The sequence below is a fragment of the Opitutaceae bacterium genome (assembly GCA_015075305.1).
In the GTDB taxonomy this organism is placed as follows: domain Bacteria; phylum Verrucomicrobiota; class Verrucomicrobiia; order Opitutales; family Opitutaceae; genus UBA6669.
This window is the reverse complement of sequence record JABTUS010000005.1, coordinates 397,137-415,240: the sequence shown is the minus strand read 5'-3', so window position 1 is coordinate 415,240 and position 18,104 is coordinate 397,137. Positions and strand designations below refer to the sequence as shown.

Annotated in this window: 20 protein-coding genes; 6 read left to right on the top strand and 14 right to left on the bottom strand. The window is 61.6% G+C overall.

Features of this window, described 5'->3' with window-relative positions; genetic code table 11:
- Positions 1–105: 105 nt before the first annotated feature.
- The 5 genes from HS122_12325 to panB form a co-directional block, all read right to left on the bottom strand.
- Entirely contained in the window at positions 106–318 is a 213-nt protein-coding gene (locus HS122_12325) for a hypothetical protein (GenBank protein MBE7539186.1), read from the bottom strand.
- Complete coding sequence (locus tag HS122_12320) at positions 290–496, bottom strand: hypothetical protein (protein MBE7539185.1); 207 nt, start codon at positions 494–496, stop codon at positions 290–292. The genes HS122_12325 and HS122_12320 overlap by 29 nt, the downstream gene beginning before the upstream one ends.
- Positions 497–781: 285 nt before the next feature.
- Positions 782–2,101, bottom strand: a complete 1,320-nt coding sequence (gene coaBC, locus HS122_12315; GenBank protein MBE7539184.1) for a bifunctional phosphopantothenoylcysteine decarboxylase/phosphopantothenate--cysteine ligase CoaBC — start codon at positions 2,099–2,101, stop codon at positions 782–784.
- Positions 2,088–2,846, bottom strand: coding sequence for a pantoate--beta-alanine ligase (panC, locus tag HS122_12310; GenBank protein ID MBE7539183.1), 759 nt, complete (start codon positions 2,844–2,846; stop codon positions 2,088–2,090). Before panC ends, coaBC begins: the two co-directional genes overlap by 14 nt.
- Positions 2,843–3,634 (bottom strand): 3-methyl-2-oxobutanoate hydroxymethyltransferase, encoded by a 792-nt coding sequence (gene panB, locus HS122_12305; protein MBE7539182.1) that lies wholly within the window; start codon positions 3,632–3,634, stop codon positions 2,843–2,845. The genes panC and panB overlap by 4 nt, the downstream gene beginning before the upstream one ends.
- Before the next feature lie 1,020 nt (positions 3,635–4,654).
- On the opposite strand from panB, the gene mgtA reads away from it, so the two are divergent.
- A complete protein-coding gene (mgtA, locus tag HS122_12300; protein MBE7539181.1) occupies positions 4,655–7,321 on the top strand; it encodes a magnesium-translocating P-type ATPase in 2,667 nt (888 codons plus the stop codon).
- Between the two features lie 168 nt (positions 7,322–7,489).
- Here the strand turns inward: mgtA and HS122_12295 are convergent, their stop codons facing one another.
- Positions 7,490–7,669: a M48 family metallopeptidase gene (locus tag HS122_12295; protein ID MBE7539180.1), complete on the bottom strand. Its 180-nt coding sequence runs from the start codon at positions 7,667–7,669 to the stop codon at positions 7,490–7,492.
- Between the two features lie 164 nt (positions 7,670–7,833).
- Here HS122_12295 and HS122_12290 point away from each other — a divergent pair, with 164 nt between their 5' ends.
- The 4 genes from HS122_12290 to HS122_12275 all read left to right on the top strand — a co-directional run bounded on the left by HS122_12290 (position 7,834) and on the right by HS122_12275 (position 10,344).
- A complete protein-coding gene (locus HS122_12290; GenBank protein MBE7539179.1) occupies positions 7,834–8,154 on the top strand; it encodes a hypothetical protein in 321 nt (106 codons plus the stop codon).
- 20 nt (positions 8,155–8,174) lie between these two features.
- The gene (locus HS122_12285) at positions 8,175–8,636 is read left to right on the top strand and encodes a hypothetical protein (GenBank protein MBE7539178.1); all 462 of its coding nucleotides are present in this window, start codon (positions 8,175–8,177) and stop codon (positions 8,634–8,636) included.
- A gap of 92 nt (positions 8,637–8,728) precedes the next feature.
- Complete coding sequence (locus HS122_12280) at positions 8,729–9,061, top strand: hypothetical protein (GenBank protein MBE7539177.1); 333 nt, start codon at positions 8,729–8,731, stop codon at positions 9,059–9,061.
- Positions 9,058–10,344 (top strand): type II toxin-antitoxin system HipA family toxin, encoded by a 1,287-nt coding sequence (locus HS122_12275; GenBank protein MBE7539176.1) that lies wholly within the window; start codon positions 9,058–9,060, stop codon positions 10,342–10,344. The genes HS122_12280 and HS122_12275 overlap by 4 nt, the downstream gene beginning before the upstream one ends.
- 204 nt (positions 10,345–10,548) lie before the next feature.
- Here HS122_12275 and HS122_12270 read toward each other — a convergent pair whose 3' ends face one another.
- The 5 genes from HS122_12270 to HS122_12250 form a co-directional block, all read right to left on the bottom strand.
- Positions 10,549–10,836 carry a hypothetical protein gene (locus HS122_12270; GenBank protein MBE7539175.1) on the bottom strand — a complete coding sequence of 96 codons (288 nt, stop codon included), beginning with the start codon at positions 10,834–10,836 and terminating at the stop codon, positions 10,549–10,551.
- Positions 10,837–10,866: 30 nt separating this feature from the next.
- Positions 10,867–11,013, bottom strand: coding sequence for a hypothetical protein (locus HS122_12265; GenBank protein ID MBE7539174.1), 147 nt, complete (start codon positions 11,011–11,013; stop codon positions 10,867–10,869).
- Positions 11,014–11,501: 488 nt separating this feature from the next.
- A complete protein-coding gene (locus tag HS122_12260; GenBank protein MBE7539173.1) occupies positions 11,502–12,179 on the bottom strand; it encodes a toll/interleukin-1 receptor domain-containing protein in 678 nt (225 codons plus the stop codon).
- 446 nt (positions 12,180–12,625) lie between these two features.
- Positions 12,626–14,392 carry an ATP-binding protein gene (locus tag HS122_12255; GenBank protein MBE7539172.1) on the bottom strand — a complete coding sequence of 589 codons (1,767 nt, stop codon included), beginning with the start codon at positions 14,390–14,392 and terminating at the stop codon, positions 12,626–12,628.
- 7 nt (positions 14,393–14,399) lie between these two features.
- Positions 14,400–14,795 (bottom strand): hypothetical protein, encoded by a 396-nt coding sequence (locus HS122_12250; GenBank protein ID MBE7539171.1) that lies wholly within the window; start codon positions 14,793–14,795, stop codon positions 14,400–14,402.
- Between the two features lie 15 nt (positions 14,796–14,810).
- On the opposite strand from HS122_12250, the gene HS122_12245 reads away from it, so the two are divergent.
- Entirely contained in the window at positions 14,811–14,948 is a 138-nt protein-coding gene (locus tag HS122_12245) for a hypothetical protein (protein MBE7539170.1), read from the top strand.
- A 41-nt stretch (positions 14,949–14,989) separates the two neighbouring features.
- On the opposite strand, the gene HS122_12240 is transcribed toward HS122_12245, so the two are convergent.
- The 3 genes from HS122_12240 to dinD are packed head-to-tail and all read right to left on the bottom strand — an operon-like array spanning position 14,990 to position 18,103.
- On the bottom strand, positions 14,990–16,024 hold the full coding sequence (locus HS122_12240; protein MBE7539169.1) for an IS630 family transposase: 1,035 nt from the start codon (positions 16,022–16,024) through the stop codon (positions 14,990–14,992).
- A gap of 10 nt (positions 16,025–16,034) precedes the next feature.
- Positions 16,035–17,240: an AAA family ATPase gene (locus tag HS122_12235; protein MBE7539168.1), complete on the bottom strand. Its 1,206-nt coding sequence runs from the start codon at positions 17,238–17,240 to the stop codon at positions 16,035–16,037.
- Complete coding sequence (gene dinD, locus HS122_12230; GenBank protein ID MBE7539167.1) at positions 17,237–18,103, bottom strand: DNA damage-inducible protein D; 867 nt, start codon at positions 18,101–18,103, stop codon at positions 17,237–17,239. The genes HS122_12235 and dinD overlap by 4 nt, the downstream gene beginning before the upstream one ends.
- Position 18,104 lies beyond the last annotated feature (1 nt).

The following is an 18,104-nucleotide window of genomic DNA, read 5'->3' as shown; positions in this document are numbered from 1 at the left end:
GTCCTCACTTCTAAGGCAAGGCTCTATAGGGTCAGTCCTTACTTCTAACATTTATCGGTAGAGAGAGGTAAAGATGAAGGGCAACCATGAGGTGGATGCATCTTGCTACACAGCCAGCAGCAGGCCATGCGGTACGAGTGCCGTGAAATCCTTGCGGTTGTTCGTTGCCAGTGCGGCTTTTCCTAGGATGGCGCAGGCTGCGATCAGGCAGTCGTAACGCATGGCACGCTTTCGTCCACTGGCGTTGAAAAGTTGGGCGGCCAGCTCGGCTTCGTCCCGCCCAATGGGCTCAATTCGCCCCTGAATGACATGCGCCATGGCTGCGCTCGCCCAGGTCGAGCGCCTCCAGAGGGTCGGGCGCTGCCTCCCCGGACAGCGGAACGAGTTCGGCCAGCGGCTTTCCCCGGTAGCTGAGCGTCATGCGAACACCCCGGCGCAGATCCTTCACGATTCGCTCCGAGTCCGTGCGCAGAGCAACCATGGTGATTGTTTTCATGCCGGAGTTTAACATGATGTTGAAGATGAGGTCAAATCCGACTGCCTCGAGTTTGAGGGGACTGGCCCGACCGCGCACTTGGTTGTCGAGGTTTGTGCCGCCCCTTCAGAGCTCGGATTGTCGGAAGGTCGGGGATCCGCATGCGTTGCCTTGGGCTGCCGTGTCTAGCGCCTTCAGCGCTCATTCTTTCACCCGATTGCCATTCGCTTCTCCTGTCACGGCTCAAGTGTGATGAGCATGGGAATGGATGACAGATGGCGGTGATTCGAAGGAGAGGGGACAATCCTATTCGCTCCGGTTCTCCAGCAGGCGGGTGAGTTCCGCCGCCAGCGTCGCACGGTCGGGACAATGCGCCGCCACCGTGCCATCGGGACGCAGGATGTCGGCGGGGAAGCGGCCGTCGGCGCTGCGGGTGGTAAGATCGTTGTGCACCACGAGGTCCGCCTTGGAGTGGGCAAAGAGACGCTGCACCGCCTCGTCCGCCTGCTGTCGGTTTGCGCCGTGGGTGAGCTTGAAAGCCACCAGAGTGAAAGGCGTGCGACTGAGCCCGCGCAAGCCGTCCACCAGCCGCGGATTCGCGCGCAGCTTGAGCACTGGCGCGCCACCCGAGGCGATCTTTCCGCCCGGTCCGGCGGTCAGCGGCGCGCCGCCATCGGACATCTCCACCGTGTCCACGCCATAGTCACTCACCGCCGCGGCGTGGACCACCGCGTCAAAAGATTCCGTCGTCAGAAGCCGGCGCAGTCCGCTTTCCAATTCGGTGAACGTTAGAAAGGTCTCCTCGCGGCACGGCCCCTCGGCGGCGACCGCGCCTTGGGCGCGCAGGAGCACCACTTCGTGACTGGCGTGGGCCAGGTGCACCGCGATCAACGCCCCGGTGGCACCCGTGCTGGTGTTGGTCAGCACGCGCACGGCGTCCACCGGCTCGACCGTGCCCCCGGCTGTGATGAGCACGCGCAGTTTCCGCGTCGGCCTGGCGAGGGCGGCCTCCAATGCGGCTACGATCTGGTCGGGCTCGGCCAGCCGCCCCTCGCCGGTTTCCCCGCAGGCGGTCCGACCGGCGGCGGGATCGATGAAACGCACGCCCCAACCGCGGAGCCTGGCGATTGATTCGACCGTGGCCGGGTGCGTCCACATCGCCGGGTTCATCGCCGGAGCCATGAGCCAGGGTTTGTTGCGGTCATGCGCCAGAAAAAGCGCACCGGCGAGATCGTCGGCCAGACCCGCGGCAAAACGATTCAGAGTGTTCGCCGTGGCCGGACAAACCAGCACGGCGTCAGCCCAGCGGGTGAGGTTGACGTGCTCCAGCGCGGCGCCGGGGGCGAAGGCGTCGCTCATCACGACCGCGCCCGTCAGCCCCTCCAACGTGGCTGGGCCGATGAATTTCAGCGCCGACGGTGTGGCGACGCAGCGCACGCGGTGTCCGCGCTGCACGAGGCGCGAGACGACCTCGCAGCCCTTGTAGGCCGCGATGGAGCCGGTGAAAACGATCAGGAGCTGAGCGGGACGGTTTGCTGAAATGCCCGCGCGAGTGGCAACATGGCTGGCCGGCGGCGTTGCGGCCGCTGCCGCCGGTCTGTCGCAGTTTTGATCAGAGGCGGACATTGTCGATGAGCCTCACGTTTTCGATGCGAACAGCGCCGAGGCGCATGCCTTCGCGATCCTCCACATAGTCGACACCGAAGCCCGCCGCTTCGAGCGCCGCGACAGCACCCGCCGCGCTGTCGGCCTCCCGCAGGATCGCGGGAAATTGCGCGGCGCGCATCCGAGCCGGATGCGAGAGCCTACGGTTGCGCGAGCTCAGGGCAAGGCCGTCGGGATCGCGCACCGTCGGGCAGGGCACGATCTCCACCCCCAGCAAAAGCGCACGCGCCATGCCCTCGACCAGTCGCAGTTGCTGCCAGTCCTTCTCGCCGAAATAGGCGCGCGTCGCCTGAACCGTGTTAAGCAGCTTGAGCACCACGGTCAGCACGCCGTCAAAGTGCCCGGGGCGATACGCGCCCTCCAGTTCGCGGCTCATCCTGTCTTCGGTCACGCGGTAGGTGTAGCCGTCCGGATAAAGTTCGGCCACCGGCGGCACGATCACGTCATCGACCAGCCCTGCGGCCAGGGCGAGGTCGGCCTCGAGCGTCCGCGGATACTTGGCGAGATCCGACGGATCATTGAACTGGGTCGGGTTCACGAAAATGCTCAGCACCACGCGATCATTCTCCGCGCGCGCCCGCGCCGCCAAGGAACGATGCCCGGCATGCAGGGCGCCCATCGTTGGCACGAAACCGAGCGACCGACCGGCATAGTCCGCCCCGTCGCGCACCGCCCGCCATTCCTTCAGACTGAGATGCACCCTCATGCCAGGACCTCCTCGCGGGCCGGAAAACGAGCGCCGCGCACGTCCCGCGCGTACTCGTTGATGGCCGCGAGCACCGCGCCGTGCCCGTCGAGGTAACGGCGTGCAAATCGCGGGCGGAATCCGGCATCGAGCCCGAGCAGATCGTTCAAGACCAGCACCTGCCCGGAGGTGCCGCCGCCGGCGCCGATGCCGATTGTCGGGATCCGCAGCCGGCCGGTGATGTCGGCCGCCAATGCCGCCGGCACGCATTCAAGCACCAGCGAGAAGGCCCCGAGTTCCTCCAACCGCCGGGCATCGGCCAGCAGGCGCGCGGCTTCGGCCTCCGAGCGACCCTGCAGCCGGTAGCCGCCGATCTGATTGACCGACTGCGGGGTGAGCCCGAGGTGGCCCATGACCGGGATGCCGCTGCCCACGAGGTGGAGAATCACGTCCTCATGGCCCGCGACTCCCTCCAGTTTCAACGCCGTGGCGCCCGCCTGCATCAGGGCGCCCGCGGCTCGCGTCGCCACTGTTTTCCCGTGGCGGAAGGTGAGAAAAGGCATGTCCGCCACGATGACCCGATCCGGCGCCCCCCGGCGCACGGCGGCGGTGTGGAGGACCATCATCTCCAGGGTGGCATGCACGGTCGAAGGCAGCCCGTGCACGACCATGGCGGCGCTGTCGCCGACGAGAATGGCGTCCGCCTCCGATGCCGCAACGATGCGCGCCATCGCGGCATCGTAGGCCGTGGTCATCACGATGGGCCGCCCTTCCTGGCGCGCCCGGTTGAAATCGAGGATGCTCTTCATTCCGCTCCGGCAGTTGTCCGTGTGCGGAAAACCTGCGGGCAGCAGAGAGACTTGGACTGGAGTGCTTGTCGCATGGCGATCAGGCCTTTGAGATGTCCGGTACGGTGGTTGAAATGAGCTGTCCGGTCGCGCACGAGTTCGCGCTAGACCAGGACACGCTTGCCGGCAGGGCGATCAGCGCAATGCAAAATTCCGGGATCGACCCTGCTCGCGGCGTTTCAGTCGCCCGACGGCAGATGTTCTGAGGTCGGATTCTGTCTGGTGCCGTTGTGCCGCCCCTTCAGGGCTCAAGATTGTATCCACGTCAAGAACCCATGGCGCTGCCATGGGCTGGCGTGGGGTGCGCCTTCAGCGCAAAATTTCCGCCCCAACGGGGCACATTATGCCAGCCCTGGGCAACGCCCAGGGGAATTCCCGATTCTCATGATTCGAGCCCTGAAAGGGCGACCCAACTCTGGACGCGCCTGCCGTTGTGCCGCCCCTTCAGGGCTCAAGATTGTATCCACGTCAAGAACCCATGGCGCTGCCATGGGCTGGCGTGGGTTGCGCCTTCAGCGCAAAATTTCCGCCCCAACGGGGCACATTATGCCAGCCCTGGGCAACGCCCAGGGGAATTCTGACTATGATTCGAGCCCTGAAAGGGCGACCCAACTCCGGACGCCACGCCGTGCCGTTGTGCCGCCCCTTCAGGGCTCAAGATTGTATCCACGTCAAGAACCCATGGCGCTGCCATGGGCTGGCGTGGGTTGCGCCTTCAGCGCGAGCAATGGCGTTGTCATGGTAGGGCGCAGTCAGCACCTTCAGCGCAAAATCTCCGCCGCAACAGGCACACCATTTTCGCCCCGTGGCAATACCCAGGGTGTCAGCACCTTCAACGAAGACTCTCCGCCCCAACGGGGCACACTATGCCAGCCCTGGGCAACGCCCAGGGAAAACCCCACCCGCAAAATTCGCGAAGTTTGGATCCGGGGCGGCCCGGCATTGACCCGGGGTTGGGTTTTGATTTCTTGGCCAGTCCGCATGCCAAATGCCTCCGCATCTGCTGTCGCCAGCTTCGAAAGCCTGCGCGATGCCGCGGAACTTGAACAGTCGGCGATTCTCCAGCGCATGGAGTCCGGGCTGGAGGGCCTCCCCTGGGAGGAGGCGGAGCGTCGGCTGGCGGATGTCGGCCCGAATGAGATTTCTAGCCAGAAGCCTCCTGGTTGGCCGCGGGTGCTGTGGGCGGCGATCCGGCATCCGTTCAACGGCGTGCTCGCGGCGCTTGGCGTCATCTCGTATTTCACGGGTGACCTGAAAGCCGTCGTCGTGATGGTGACGATGATCGTGCTGAGCGTCGGGCTGCGATTCTGGCAGGAAATGAAATCGCTCGTTCAGGCGGAGTCGCTGCGCAGGCTCGTCCGCACGGAAGCGACGTTGCGCCGCCGCGGAAAACCGCCCGCCGGCCGGGTCGCTACCGCTCCGCTGGATCCCACGGCCTACGAGGTTGCGACGTCGGAGATCGCCCCCGGGGACATTGTTGTCCTGTCCGCCGGAGACATGGTGCCGGCTGACCTGCGGCTGCTGGAATCGCGCGACATGTTTGTGACGCAGGCCGCGCTCACGGGCGAGGCCATGCCCGTTGAAAAATATGAACCCGGCCGCCAGAGCCGACCCAACTCAGCGGCTGCGGCGGAGGGGCTGCCCGCGGACGTGCTCGACTCGCCGAACCTGCTCTTCATGGGGACGAGCATCGTGAGCGGCACGGGCCGAGCCCTGGTGCTGACAACGGGCAACCGCACATTTTTCGGGTCGATGGCGGAGAAGCTGGGCGGGCGGCGCCCGATGACCGCCTTTGACCGCGGCGTGAGGAATGTCAGCTGGCTGCTGATCCGGTTCATGCTCGTGATGGCCCCGGCGGTGTTCCTGCTGAACGGCATTCTGAAGCACGACTGGCTGGAGGCGCTGCTGTTTGCGGTGGCGATCGCCGTCGGTCTGACGCCTGAAATGCTGCCGATGATCGTGAACGCGAATCTCGCGCGCGGAGCGATCGCGCTGGCCCGGCAGAAGACGATCGTCAAGCGGCTGCACGCGATCCAGGGGTTCGGCGCCATGGATGTGCTGTGCACCGACAAGACCGGCACGCTGACGCAGGACAAGGTGGTGCTCATCCGGCACATCGATCCGCACGGCGCGGAAAGCGCGCGGGTCCTGGAACACGCCTACCTGAACAGCCTTTTCCAGACGGGACTGAAAAACCTGCTGGATCGCGCGGTGATCGATCGCGCCGAGAGCCTTGGCCTGCGGGAGATGGCGAAGCTCTGGCGCAAGGAGGACGAGATCCCGTTTGATTTCGTGCGCAGGCGGATGTCGGTCGTGCTTCAGCGGGGCAGGGAGGATCCGGTGCTCTACTGCAAGGGGGCGGTCGAGGAGATGCTGGAGATCTCGACGCAGTTGGAGGACGAAGGGCGCGTCGTTCCGCTCGATGACGATTCAGTCACCCGGCTGAAACGCCTGCGTGATCAGTTGAACGAGGACGGCCTTCGCGTTGTTGCCGTGGGGTACAGGAAACTGCGAGGCAGTGCAGGAGTCACAATCAAGGACGAGAGCGAACTCGTATTCTCGGGGTTTGTCGCGTTTCTCGATCCGCCGAAGGAATCGACCGCCGAGGCGCTCCGGCTGCTGGCGGAGCATGGTGTCGCGGTGAAGATCCTCACGGGCGACAACGCAATCGTCGCCCGGAAGATCTGCAGGACCGTCGGACTCGCCGCGGACAACATAGCGATGGGAGGCGACATCGAGTCGCTCGACGACGCTGCGCTCGCTGATGTGGCGGAGCGCACGACGGTTTTCGCCAAGCTGTCGCCGCTCCAGAAGGCGCGCGTGGTGCGGGTGCTGAAGTCGCTCGGGCACACCGTGGGCTTCATGGGGGACGGCATAAATGACGCGACGGCGCTGCGCGAGGCGGATGTCGGCATATCCGTCGACACGGCGGTGGACGTCGCCAAGGAGGCCGCCGACATCATCCTGCTGGAGAAGAGCCTGCTGGTGCTCGAGCGCGGCGTGGTCGAGGGGCGCCGCACGTTTGGCAATGTGATCAAGTACGTGAAGATGACGGCGAGTTCGAATTTCGGCAATGTGCTGAGCGTGCTGGTTGCGAGCGCATTCCTCCCGTTCCTGCCGATGCTGGCGGCGCAGCTCCTCGTGCAGAACCTGCTCTATGACATTTCCCAGGTGGCGATTCCCTGGGACCGCATGGATGCGGAGTTCATCCGGCAGCCCCGGCAGTGGAATGCGGGATCGATCGCGAGCTTCATGTTCTGGATCGGACCGATAAGTTCCATCTTCGACATGATCACTTTCCGGGTGATGTGGACGGTGTTTGGCGCGAACACTCCCGATCAGCAGGCGCTGTTTCAATCCGGATGGTTTGTGGTGGGCCTGCTGACGCAGACATCGATCGTGCACATGATCCGGACCGAGCGAGTGCCGTTCATCCAGAGCACGGCGGCGCCCATTGTCCTGGTGACAACTGCGCTGGTGATGCTGGCGGGGGTTGCGCTGCCGTATTCGTTCCTGGCGGCCCCGCTTCACATGCAGGCGCTACCGGGCGGATTCTTCATCTATCTCGCATTGGTCCTGCCCGCCTACTGCCTGCTGACGCAGTTTGTGAAGCGCATCTACATCCGCCGGTTTGGATCATGGCTTTGAGACGCGGGGTCGACTGCGGGGCAGGAAAAAGGGCATGTCCTTGGATTGCGCGGATTTGTTCGGATTGAGGTTCGAGGCGGACGTGAGTGCGGGGGTCGTGGGATTTTTGGGGGAGAAGAATTGGGGGCGGAGGACCGAAAATGCGTGGATGGCACCCGTGTGGATCGGCTACTGTTCCTCCAAACGGGCCTTTGTCTGCCTCCAGTTCGGACAGACCTGGTCCAGTAGCCGAAAGAAACTCCGGTCGTGGTGCGGGTGTTTCAGGTGGCAGACCTCGTGGGCAATGACGTAGTCGACGCAGATCGATGGAGCCTTCACCAGTTCGGGACATTCCGCTCCAAGATGGATTGAGCACGTCGTTGAAAAGGGGAACCTGGCTCCCCGGCGCGACCTCCTTCAAGCCCGGTAGCCTCGTCACGGCCGCGGCCGATCCCTATCAGGCATATCTCTCCGGTTGGTCTGCTTTGCGGTTGCACAACCGGATTCAGCAAATTCCTCAGACACAATTTGCCGTGACCTTGGGGCGGCCGGGTGAAGTGGAAATGCTCGGAGCCCGCATCGCCCTGCACCGCATCAAGCCTGAGCCTTTCGGCGGCTACGACTACGATCCCAGCGTGGATGGATTTGTCGCCTCGCCCGAAAAGGCGATCTTCGATTTCGCCTACTTCGCGGCCATGAATCGCAGCGCCGTTACCGGAAGTCTGCCGGAGACAAACTTGAAGGGACTGCGGTGGAAGGAAGTGCAAGGTTGGTTGCGGCGCATTCCGACCCCGCGAGCCCGCGCTGCGGTGGCGCGAGCACTGGATTCCATCCGCGAGCAGCACGCCGAATAGGTTTGCGAACGCAAACGTGATTGCGCAGCTCGGTCGATCTCGAAGGCGGCTTCGTGACCGTGAAAACGGCAAAGACAGGCGAGACGGTGGAAATCCCGATCTTCCCGCTCCAGCGCAGCTTGCTCGAAAAGGCGTTGGCGAAGCCCGCGCCGCGTCTGCCGGTCTATGCCTTTCCGGAATTGGAGGCGCACTACCGCCTCAACGCTGATCATCTCACCGATCGGGTGCGCCGCGTCATGAAGGCAGCGGGTTTCTTCAATCCGAAAGATGAAACGCGACAACCAACGCGCGGCGCGGTGCAACAGGACCGCTCGGCGCAACCGGCCGAGGCCTTCAATCTCGGCGAGCTGCGGGCGAAATTGGTCGCAATGGAGGATTCGACCTGGCGGCACATCCGGGATGAACTCCTCGGCCGCCTGCCGGCCGAAAAGAACGTTACGCCGCCGCAACCTGCTCTGCTCAAACGTCCTGCCGCCGCCTAACCGCCAGCGCAGAATCGCTCTCGACATTCCCCACATAAATATCAATGTATTGCTCATTAAATCCTGTAAGAGTCCATCCATAGCCTTTTAACATGCGCTCCTCTCTCCATGACCTCCTGCCGCCGCCGACCCGCCGTGCCTTGGCCAAGCTGGGGCAGGATCTGGCCACGGCACGCCGTAAACGCCACTTCACCGTCGCCATGATGGTGGAACGGATGGGCGTGGCCACGAATACCTATCGCCGGGTCGAGAAGGGCGACCCGACCGTGGCGATGGGTGCTTACGCGATGGCCCTCTTTGTCCTGGGTCTCGGCAACGCCCTCGGCGAGTTGGTCGATCCCAAACGCGACGACGTGGGCCTTCAATTGGATGAAGCCCGATTGCCGAAACGCGTGCGCGTCAAGACAACTCCGACTTCGTCATGAAACGCACTCTCCAAGTCTTCCTCGGCAACGAGGGCCGTCTCGTCGGCGCCCTGCATTACGATCAGAGCGGCGCGCGGGAGCATGCGGCTTTCGTTTACGACGAAACCTGGCTCGCTGCCGCAGACCGTTTCGCCCTCGAACCGAATCTGCCGCTCGTCACCGGCTCGCAGTTTCATCGAAAGACGGCGGAAGGTTCCGTGTTTCACGCGGCAATTGCCGACACGGAACCGGATGGTTGGGGCCGGCGCGTCATCCTGCGCGACCACGCGAAGCGACGCCAGGCGGCCAAGCGCGCGGGAGCTGAAGCCGCATCGGCCCAGCTCAATGCCGTCGATTTCCTACTGGCCGTGGACGACGGCAGTCGCGGCGGGGCGCTGCGCTTTCGCGATGAGGCCGGCGTGTTTCAGCGCGCCTCAGAGCCGGCACGTCGCACCGCCCCACCGCTGCTGGAATTGCAGCAACTGATGAGCGCCTCGCGCGCGGTGGAAACCGAAACAGAGACCGCCGCCGATCTCGCTTACCTGCGGGGCCGCGGCACCTCGCTTGGTGGCTTGCGACCGAAGTGCTCCGTGGTGGATGACGACGGGATGCTGGCGATTGGGAAGTTTCCAAGCGTGCAGGACGAACGCGCGGTCACGAAGGGCGAGGTGCTCGCCATGACCTTGGCGAAGGCTGCCGGACTCAACGTCGCCGCTGCGCGAATCGTAGACAACGATGGCGTGCCCGTCGCCTTGATTCGCCGCTTCGACCGGACACTCGATGGCCGGCGTTTGATGTATGTTTCGGCCGCGACGCTCCTCGGCGTGGAATCCGCCGGCGCCCAGGAACACAGCTACACGGAAATTGTGGATGCTCTCCGCATGAATGGGGCGGCGGCTCAAACCGATATCGAGGAGCTGTGGCGGCGAATGGCCTTTTCGATCCTCATCACCAACGTGGACGATCACCTCCGCAATCATGGCTTCCTCCACGCGGAGCGCGGCCTTTGGCGGCTCGCTCCGGCTTTCGATCTCAATCCGTTTCCGGACCGGGCGCGTGAGTTGAAGACTTGGGTGTCGGCCGACACCGGTCCGGAGGCGACGGTCGAGGCTTTGATGTCCGTGATTGCCTACTTCCGACTGTCGCTTCCGCGGGGGAAAGCAATCTTGGGTGAAGTCGAGCGCGCCGTGGCCGGATGGCGCGAGGCCGGGCGAGCCTTGGGGATGTCGGATCGCGACATGGAAGACTTCGCGGATGCTTTCGAGCACCCCGAGCGTGCGGCGGCGCAGAAACGCTCCGCCTGATTGATAAAATCGTGGTAGTTCAAACCGAGTTTGAACTATCATTCAGTTTTCAATCACGCGGACGGGCACCGGATATAAAAAACTTCCGCCCCGAGGTTTCCCCCGGGGCGGCTGGCCCGTGTTGAGGGACCATCGCGAGACCGGGGCCTGAGTCAACGCGCGATCCGCTCGCCGGAATCGCGGACGTCGTCCGAAAAAAGGGCCTCACAAGAGGCCCGCGGCGCGGAAGGAATAGTGGCCGATTTTCTGCGGGGCGGCCTTCGCGTCGCCCACGATGACGTGGTCGATGAGGTCGATGTCGATCACCTTGGCGGCTTCCCGAAGGTGGCGTGTCATCTGGATGTCGGCGGCGCTGAGAGGCGGGTCGCCGGAGGGATGGTTGTGGGCAACCACGAGGGCCGTGGCGCTGGCGAGGATGGCGCCCCGGAAGACTTCACGGGGGGCCACCCGGGTCGACGTGGCCGTGCCGAGGGTGACGAGATGACGGCCGATGGGGTGGTTCTTGCGGTCGAGATGGACGCATTAGAACGCCTCCTGCATCGGCTTCTCGTCGAAGGCAGAACGCAGGTAGTCGGCAACGCTGGCGGGGTTGTTGAGTTGGACCACTTCGCCGAGAGTGAGAGAAACGAGGGAGTACGTGTGCCCGCCGGCTGCCGCAGGTGCTATCATGAGGCAGCCCTCAGGGTGTGGCTTCGCTAGAAGAAGATCCGTGATGAAGTGCGTTAGCGCGAAAATGGCCGAAGCATTGGCGAGGGCCCCCGATGCCGGTTCTGCGGCAGGACGGGTGAGGAGCGCGGGTGCCCGCTACGGCGGGCGCACGACGAACAACGGCGCGACGAGAGCGATCCTGGCGAGTGGTCCTGCTCGGACGATGAATCGCCAGAGGCGGCCGTGAGCGCGGAAACCCAAGCCGTCCCAGACCGCAGCGAATGGCCGTGAGCCGGACCCTGAGCGGAAGCGCCGGAGTGATGAACCTGAACGCTCGCGCTGGAAATCCCCGGCATCAGCCGACATCGGGGCGTTGCGGGGTGTCCCCGCTGGAATGGGGAGTGCGAGACGCAGACTCGAACGCGGGGAAAGGCATTTGCCCTGAATGGAAATCGGAAACGCGACACCTGAGAAAGTTATCAAGCTCCTCGATTGCGCGAGGATGTAGTTTAGAAAGAAACGTCGGACGCATCGGAAGTTTTCACGTCAGTCGGTTTTCCAAACGCTCTATAAATAGCTTCTGTGACGCCGAACGCGCCCTTCACCTGTTCGTTGTTCACGCACGCCTTGCGGAGAGCTTCTTTCTCTTCGTCGGTGAAATCTTGAACTTGCACCACCAAGGCGCGGAGTGATTTCGCCATCTGAAACGATCTGGCGTTTGTGAAACTCGCTACGAGTGCCCGGCGCATTTCGCCGTGCGTTTGATTGTTGGCCAGCAAAACCTCGACGATGCTCGAAGCGAGAACCGCTGGTTGCTCAAGAGAACCACTGATGCCCTGATATTTCCCGGCGAAACCGTAGGGATCGATCCCGACACGCACAGGCAGCACAAGCACGCCTCGGCCTAGTGCCCAACCCATCTCTTGATCAGTCCAATTGCTCTCATGGAAACCAAGGGTCAGTAGCGCCGCCAAGGCGTGCATGGATCGCAAACCCAACTCGATTTCGTTCCGCCATTCCAAGCTTGGTTCGATGTCCTCGTGAGCAACAAAGGCCGCGACTCCCCGTGACTTCAGTTCATCTTTCAGTTTCGAGACCGCCACCTTGTGCACAGCCAAATGACTCAGAAACAAGCGGAGCATGCCATCGGGCCAGAGCCTGCGCACCTCCACGTCGGAAGGAGTCATCTGCTTTCCCAAAATCACACTTGTCGGGCTGATCGGAGTGATCGTCACCTCGCCCAGACGATCGTTGGGATATTCACGTCCGAATTGGGAGAGCTTCTCTCCGATTTCTTTCTCAAGCGCAAGCAGACGTGGTTCGATCGATGCGAACAGCGGCACCGGCACGACCAGCCTCAATGCCCAAGTGTAGGTGCCACCATTCCAGTTGTCGTAGTTTGTTTCGTCAAAGCGCGCATGCGCGCTTTCGCACAGTTCGGCCAGCTCACCCTTCCCTTGGTGACGGAAGATGTCGGCCAACGTGGCAACGACCTCGCTGACGGGCTTCGGGAAGGAGGACTTAGCCATGTTGTTCAGCGTCCATGTACCGCTCCAGATTTCGCAACATCTCGACGACGAGCTTTTTTTTGAATGTATCCATCGTCTAGTTGCTGAGCTAGCGGAGAATGTCCTCAGGGTTTCTCATTGAGCTGGCGTAGCAGCCATTCGAGTTGGGTGCGGGCGTTGGCGACCACGGCACGGTAAGAAAGAAACTTCGTTCGCTTGCCGGAATAGTCGGATTGAAGCTTTTGATCCACCTGGCCGCCAACGATCAGGATGTCCAAGCCGATGCCGAGCTGGCCGGACAACGTGTCGGCATACTTCATGGCTTGGCTCTCCGCGTCACGGCCAACGGTGATCGATGGACGCTTGAATTCGATCAGGAGATGTCGGCCTTCGACGTTGGCGGCGAGAAGCAGGTCGGGGCGGTCCGTGGCGTCCGTGCCTTTGTAGGTTTTCTCCGTGAAGTCTTGGACGATACTGCGGAGCTGGCGATTGCTCGCCATGAGGCTGTATTCGTTTCCGAAAATCCAGAGGCTGTGTTGCAGTGCCGTGTGCATCTGGCCTTCGGTCGTCGCTGCGTCGGTCGCAAGCTTGTCCAAGCTGTCCAGATACGTGCGCCGCCGTTCCGCTTGCTGGCCGATGAAGGCGAGGTCGGCCAAACCGAATTTGTCGAGCGCCTGGGCAAAGACGAAAACATCGGCTTTCTCCGCTGCTTCGACCTCTTTGCAAACCGTCCAATACTCGTCCGTTTCCAGAGCATCCAACACCAGGTTGATGAGGATGGTAATACGCTCCTCCTTTTCGCCCTCCTGATAGCTGCGGGAGATCAGTTTTTCAAGACGGTCTTCGGCGATTGCTCGGCGATGCTCGGGAACAGCTTCCAGACGCCGTTTCATCAACTGTGTCCAGCGGGCTTTTGCGAGGTTGACCTCGCCAGTATGGACTTCAGAAAGACTGGCTTTGACGTCTTCCTTGATGGCCTGGCTGAGGTATTCGAAGTTCTTGTCGCTCTCGATTACGTCTCCGCCCGCGGCGGTAAGTTCGATGGTTTCCGGCTCGATTCTGGCCTCACCGACGACACGGTTGCGCAGACGATCGGTGAGTTGTTCTTCATGCTCCAAACCCCAGTGATGAGGCTTGCCGATGGCCTTTTCACCGGCGCGAAGAACGATGCCGGCGTTGCGCGCGGCGACGGGTTTTTCGCTTACCGTCCAGCTCACGGTGGCGGTTTTGCCGTCGGGCAAGGTGTAGTTCTTGGTGAATTTGGTTCCTTGGATTTCGTGGCGATGAACTCGGTCTCCGTTGATGAAAATCTCGATACCGCTTTCTCGCCCGTAATCGTAGGCCAGAATCTCGCGGAGCTTGTCGGCTTGAGGGAAGTTGAGGCGTGGATTCAGGTTTTTCAGAATTACCGTGGTGCCGTGCTGCTCCTTCTCACAGGTCTCTGCTTCCACCGGTAGCGGGACTTGTTCGATGTCTTTGCCTGCGGCCAACAAGGCAGATTTGGAAATGGTGATTCGGGTCTGCGTGCCGTTTGCGCGGGTAACGACCTCCATTACGTCGGCGAGGATAAGACCGGAGAACTTACCGACGCCGCGCCGGCCCTTGACGAGACGGTTGAGGCTAGGCGTGCGGTCGCCTTTGCGGCTGATGTGGGGACTGGCGATGTTGAGATACTCTTGGCGAAGCTCCTGCTCCTTCATCCCATTGCCGTCGTCTTGGACTATGATGGGATCGGTCGTCATCGGCGCAGGGAGCGTGATTCGCACGGAGCGGGCCTCGGCGTCCCACGCGTTGTCGATGAGTTCGCGCAGGGCGCGCTCACTGGATGAATAGTTCTCGCCCAAAATCGTGGCGACACGCGGATCGACGGAGAAGTGGGCGGGTTTGTTCATATGGGAATCACAGTGTCGCGAGGGCTGCTGCAAGAGCTGCGTCGAGCGACTGAATTACTTTCACCGCAGCCTCCGCTTCCTTCTTGTAGAGGGGTGCTGCGCCTGCATGAGACGCTGGATTTAGGATGCGGTCTTTGATGCGGCGAATTTCATCAAGAAGCTTCAGCGCGTTGAGGCGCTTGCGGGATGCGTCGGATAGTAATTCGGTGATGCACTGATGGAGCTGTGGCCGGGCGGCATACAACTTTCCAATCAGGGCACCCTTGGCCTTCTTTTCCGCCTTCGTGGCAGCGGCGAACCTGGCGGGATCAACCTCATCCGCCGATGCGAGTTCGCGTAGTTGATCCACGGTGAACGCGCTTTGAAGCACATCGGCAAACTCCTTGTAGCTTCCCAAACTCAATACACTACTGGCTTCATGGAGTTTTTGGTGAAGGGAGGAAAATGCCCCTCGATCGATCAGGTGATCCAAGCCCTGCTTCCGTTTCGTCTGTTCCAGAAATGCCGTGAGGTTCTCCTCGACGCATTGCCGGAGCTGATTTCCGCACTCGGCTAATTGGTCGTTCGTATTAAGGAGGCCAGAATAGAAGGGACATTTTAAGCGGCGTATGCCGTGCTTGGTTTCTGAAAATAGGACCGAATGATGTTGGGGAGTTTCTGGAGTCTGCGCAGGTGGGCGATGGCCGTGCGCTTCATCTGTTCCTTGGTCGTGTGGATCTTCCGGCCGAGTTCGCCGTTTTTGAGACTGTTCCACACGAGCTCGTCGGGATTCAGCTCCGGGCTGTAACCGGGGAGCAAAAACAGTTTGAGCCGACCGTTCGTCGCCTCGACGAATCGACTGACCAGCCTGGCCTTGTGCGAGGGATGCCCATCCACGACGAGGAACACCGGCTTGCTGACGTCACGCAGCAAGCGCTTGAGGAAAGCAATGAATGTGGCCGCGCCCACCGAACCTTCGACGACCATGAAGCGCAGGGACCCTCGGGCGCTGATCGCACTGACCATATTGAAGCCGAAACGGGCGCCTGTGCCGGTCACGACAGGAGTCTTGCCCTTCGCTGCCCAGGTGGTGCCCGCGTGATGATCGGAGCGCACTCCGGCTTCGTCTCCGAAGAAGATTTCCGCTCCACACTTGCGCGCCTCCTCGCGGATTGCGGGGAACTCCTCGTGCATCCAGCGCCGCACCGCCTCGGGGTTTTGTTGATACGCCCGCCACAACGGACGTTGGGCGCTCAATCCCAACTGGGTGAGCAGTCGATTGACTGAGGTGCGACTGAGCTTCACCCCGAATCGACGCCTGATCAGTTCCCTGATCATCTCGCAGGTCCACAAGGCGAACGGAAACTTCAGCTGTAGCGGGTTCTTCGTCGTGATCGTTCGATGGAGCCATCTCAGCGTTTTACCGTCGAGCTTGGGCGTGCGACCGCCGCGTTTGCGCGCCTCCAAGGCACTCCAACCGCCTTTCCGATACAGCGCCAGCCAATCGTATATCGTCGTCCGGTTGATCCCCAACGATTTCGCCACCGCCTCCGGGCTTTGTCCCTCTTGCACCCTCGCAACGGCCCGACGTCGCAATTCGCTCAGCGTTTTGTGTCCAAGACCGCGGCAATCCGTATCGCGAACTTTCTTCATTTGCCCGATCCTAACATGTCCCTATTATTTTGCACGCCTTAATAAGTAAGTGCTGAGCCTTCTCCAGCGGTGATTTTTCGTTCACAACGACAGGCCCGTCTTTGGCATTCCCCTTGAGTCGTTGAAAGAGCCATGACTCGTGCTTCCCGCCGACCATGCGCTTGAACTCCTGAAAGAACCCAAGGTCATGGGTCAGGATGATTTTCTGGTAACCGGCGAAAGTATCGGAGAGCAGGATTTCTACGACCTTCATTCGATTGCTCATGTCAAGGCTGACGAGGAGATCGTCTAGGACGAGGAGCTTGAGATCGGATTCACGGAGATTGACCAGAGACGCCGCGAAGCGAACGCATAGGGCGAGTTGGGTGAGCTTTGCCTCATTGAGGAAACTCTGCGGACGAGTGATTGCCGGCTTACCAGGAACCTGAATGCCAAATTCAACTACGGGGACGGTGAACTGAAAGGACGATTGATTGCTACCCGTAGAGGCCGGGGGCGTCGTGACGCCCAGCTTTAGCTTGATGGGGGCGGGGTCACCCGCAGCGAAGTGTTCATCGTAGAATTTCTGGGCCTGGGCACTGATTGCATCCACGATCCCGGGCAGCATTGCCGCAAATTCGGTAGTGCAAGCATGGAACGACTGATACGCATCCGTGCCCGCATAGCTTGAGTAACCACGCGGGTTTGGCTCGCCTGACTTGATCGCGTTCCAGCAGTTCAAGGGCACCTCGCCACCGGTGGAGACGCAAAACGGGAGAATCTCCTTTTCGAATAAAGGCCAGACGTTGAATTTCTGGGAGTTCTTGAAATCAGAAAATCCGAAGAAAAAGCGATAGGTGATAAAGTCGCTCGCTAGATCGCCCTTCAGGATCGCTGGCTGTTGGTGGGTGCTGTGGTCCGCTTTGCTGATTCGGTAGGTGGTGTCGATCTTCGATGCAACGTCACGCAGCGTGAGGGCAATCTCGCCGGGCTTTGCCGCAGCATCTTCATGGATATTGAGCAGGTTCTCAGGCCCACCGGGTTCGAAGTATTTTGCGATGCACCCCTTGGGGTTCTTACGGGCGCTTTGGAGGAAGGTGTAGAGAGCCCAGTAGAGCGATGATTTGCCGGCGCCGTTGGCGCCGTAGATGAGGAGGTGGCGGCCTTCGAGATCGAGGGTGAATTCCCGGAAGGCTTTGAAGTTCCGAATCTCGATGCGATGCAGTCGGGATTTCATGCGCCCTCTCCGGGCAGGGGCAGGCGTCCGGCATTCCTTTCCAGTTTCTTCTCGTCGGTCTTCACCCGGCGTTCGAGCTTCTTGATGTCTTCTTCGGGTGGCAGAGCTTCCGGTTTGATACCGCGCTGGCCCAGCATTTGGCGCACACTGGTGTTGTTCTGGATGTGCTCGTGCGTGATGGATGGCTCCCCCCGGAGGTCTGACTGCTGGACGTTGTGATTCGTCATCTCCGTCGCCAGGTTCTTGGCGGCGATGGTCAAGGTGGGGAGAAAATCCGCCAACGGTCTGGTTTGGGTGATGCCGAATTTGTCCTTCATCGCCTGCGTGGCGTGCCCGCCGAAAAGCGCGGCATCGCCCTTGGAGCGGATGCGCCCGAAGCCGTCGTCACCTACGCCGCGCTCGAAGATGTTGTCGGAAAGCGCCTTTTCCGAGGCGCGGAGTTTCTCGCGGGCTTCCAGGCGGCCCATGAGCTGCATTCGCGCCTCGATCAGTTCCTGCTTGCGGGTCTGGACCGCGAAATAGCTCTGGGCAAAGGCGATGGGCTCCTTCCTCGGGTCGCCGTTCTGGGCGATGAGGTAGCACGCGTAGCGGGTGAGCATGAAGTCCTCGATCGGACGTTCCGCCCCGCTGCCGAGGGGAACCATTTTCGTGACGCCACGAAAATGGTGTTCGGCCTCGTAACCCGTTGTATTGCAGGACTCGATCGCCCGCTGGATGGCGGTGAGGAAGTTCTCCCAGCGGGCATAGCCGAGCGGCTCCTGCAGATCCCGGGCAAACCAGAATTCCAGATTGGGCTCTTCGGGATGCGTTCGGGCAAGTTCATCAAACTGGCTCTGCATGCGGATGATGAGGTCTTTGTTCATG

Bases quoted from the DNA above. Each gene is read 5' to 3' on its own strand.
- HS122_12325 (MBE7539186.1), bottom strand. From the start codon at position 318: ATGGCGCATGTCATTCAGGGGCGAATTGAGCCCATTGGGCGGGACGAA.
- HS122_12320 (MBE7539185.1), bottom strand. From the start codon at position 496: ATGAAAACAATCACCATGGTTGCTCTGCGCACGGACTCGGAGCGAATC.
- coaBC (MBE7539184.1), bottom strand. From the start codon at position 2,101: ATGTCCGCCTCTGATCAAAACTGCGACAGACCGGCGGCAGCGGCCGCA.
- panC (MBE7539183.1), bottom strand. From the start codon at position 2,846: ATGAGGGTGCATCTCAGTCTGAAGGAATGGCGGGCGGTGCGCGACGGG.
- panB (MBE7539182.1), bottom strand. From the start codon at position 3,634: ATGAAGAGCATCCTCGATTTCAACCGGGCGCGCCAGGAAGGGCGGCCC.
- mgtA (MBE7539181.1), top strand. From the start codon at position 4,655: ATGCCAAATGCCTCCGCATCTGCTGTCGCCAGCTTCGAAAGCCTGCGC.
- HS122_12280 (MBE7539177.1), top strand. From the start codon at position 8,729: ATGCGCTCCTCTCTCCATGACCTCCTGCCGCCGCCGACCCGCCGTGCC.
- HS122_12275 (MBE7539176.1), top strand. From the start codon at position 9,058: ATGAAACGCACTCTCCAAGTCTTCCTCGGCAACGAGGGCCGTCTCGTC.
- HS122_12265 (MBE7539174.1), bottom strand. From the start codon at position 11,013: ATGATAGCACCTGCGGCAGCCGGCGGGCACACGTACTCCCTCGTTTCT.
- HS122_12260 (MBE7539173.1), bottom strand. From the start codon at position 12,179: ATGACTCCTTCCGACGTGGAGGTGCGCAGGCTCTGGCCCGATGGCATG.
- HS122_12255 (MBE7539172.1), bottom strand. From the start codon at position 14,392: ATGAACAAACCCGCCCACTTCTCCGTCGATCCGCGTGTCGCCACGATT.
- HS122_12245 (MBE7539170.1), top strand. From the start codon at position 14,811: ATGGAGTTTTTGGTGAAGGGAGGAAAATGCCCCTCGATCGATCAGGTG.
- HS122_12240 (MBE7539169.1), bottom strand. From the start codon at position 16,024: ATGAAGAAAGTTCGCGATACGGATTGCCGCGGTCTTGGACACAAAACG.
- HS122_12235 (MBE7539168.1), bottom strand. From the start codon at position 17,240: ATGAAATCCCGACTGCATCGCATCGAGATTCGGAACTTCAAAGCCTTC.
- dinD (MBE7539167.1), bottom strand. From the start codon at position 18,103: ATGAACAAAGACCTCATCATCCGCATGCAGAGCCAGTTTGATGAACTT.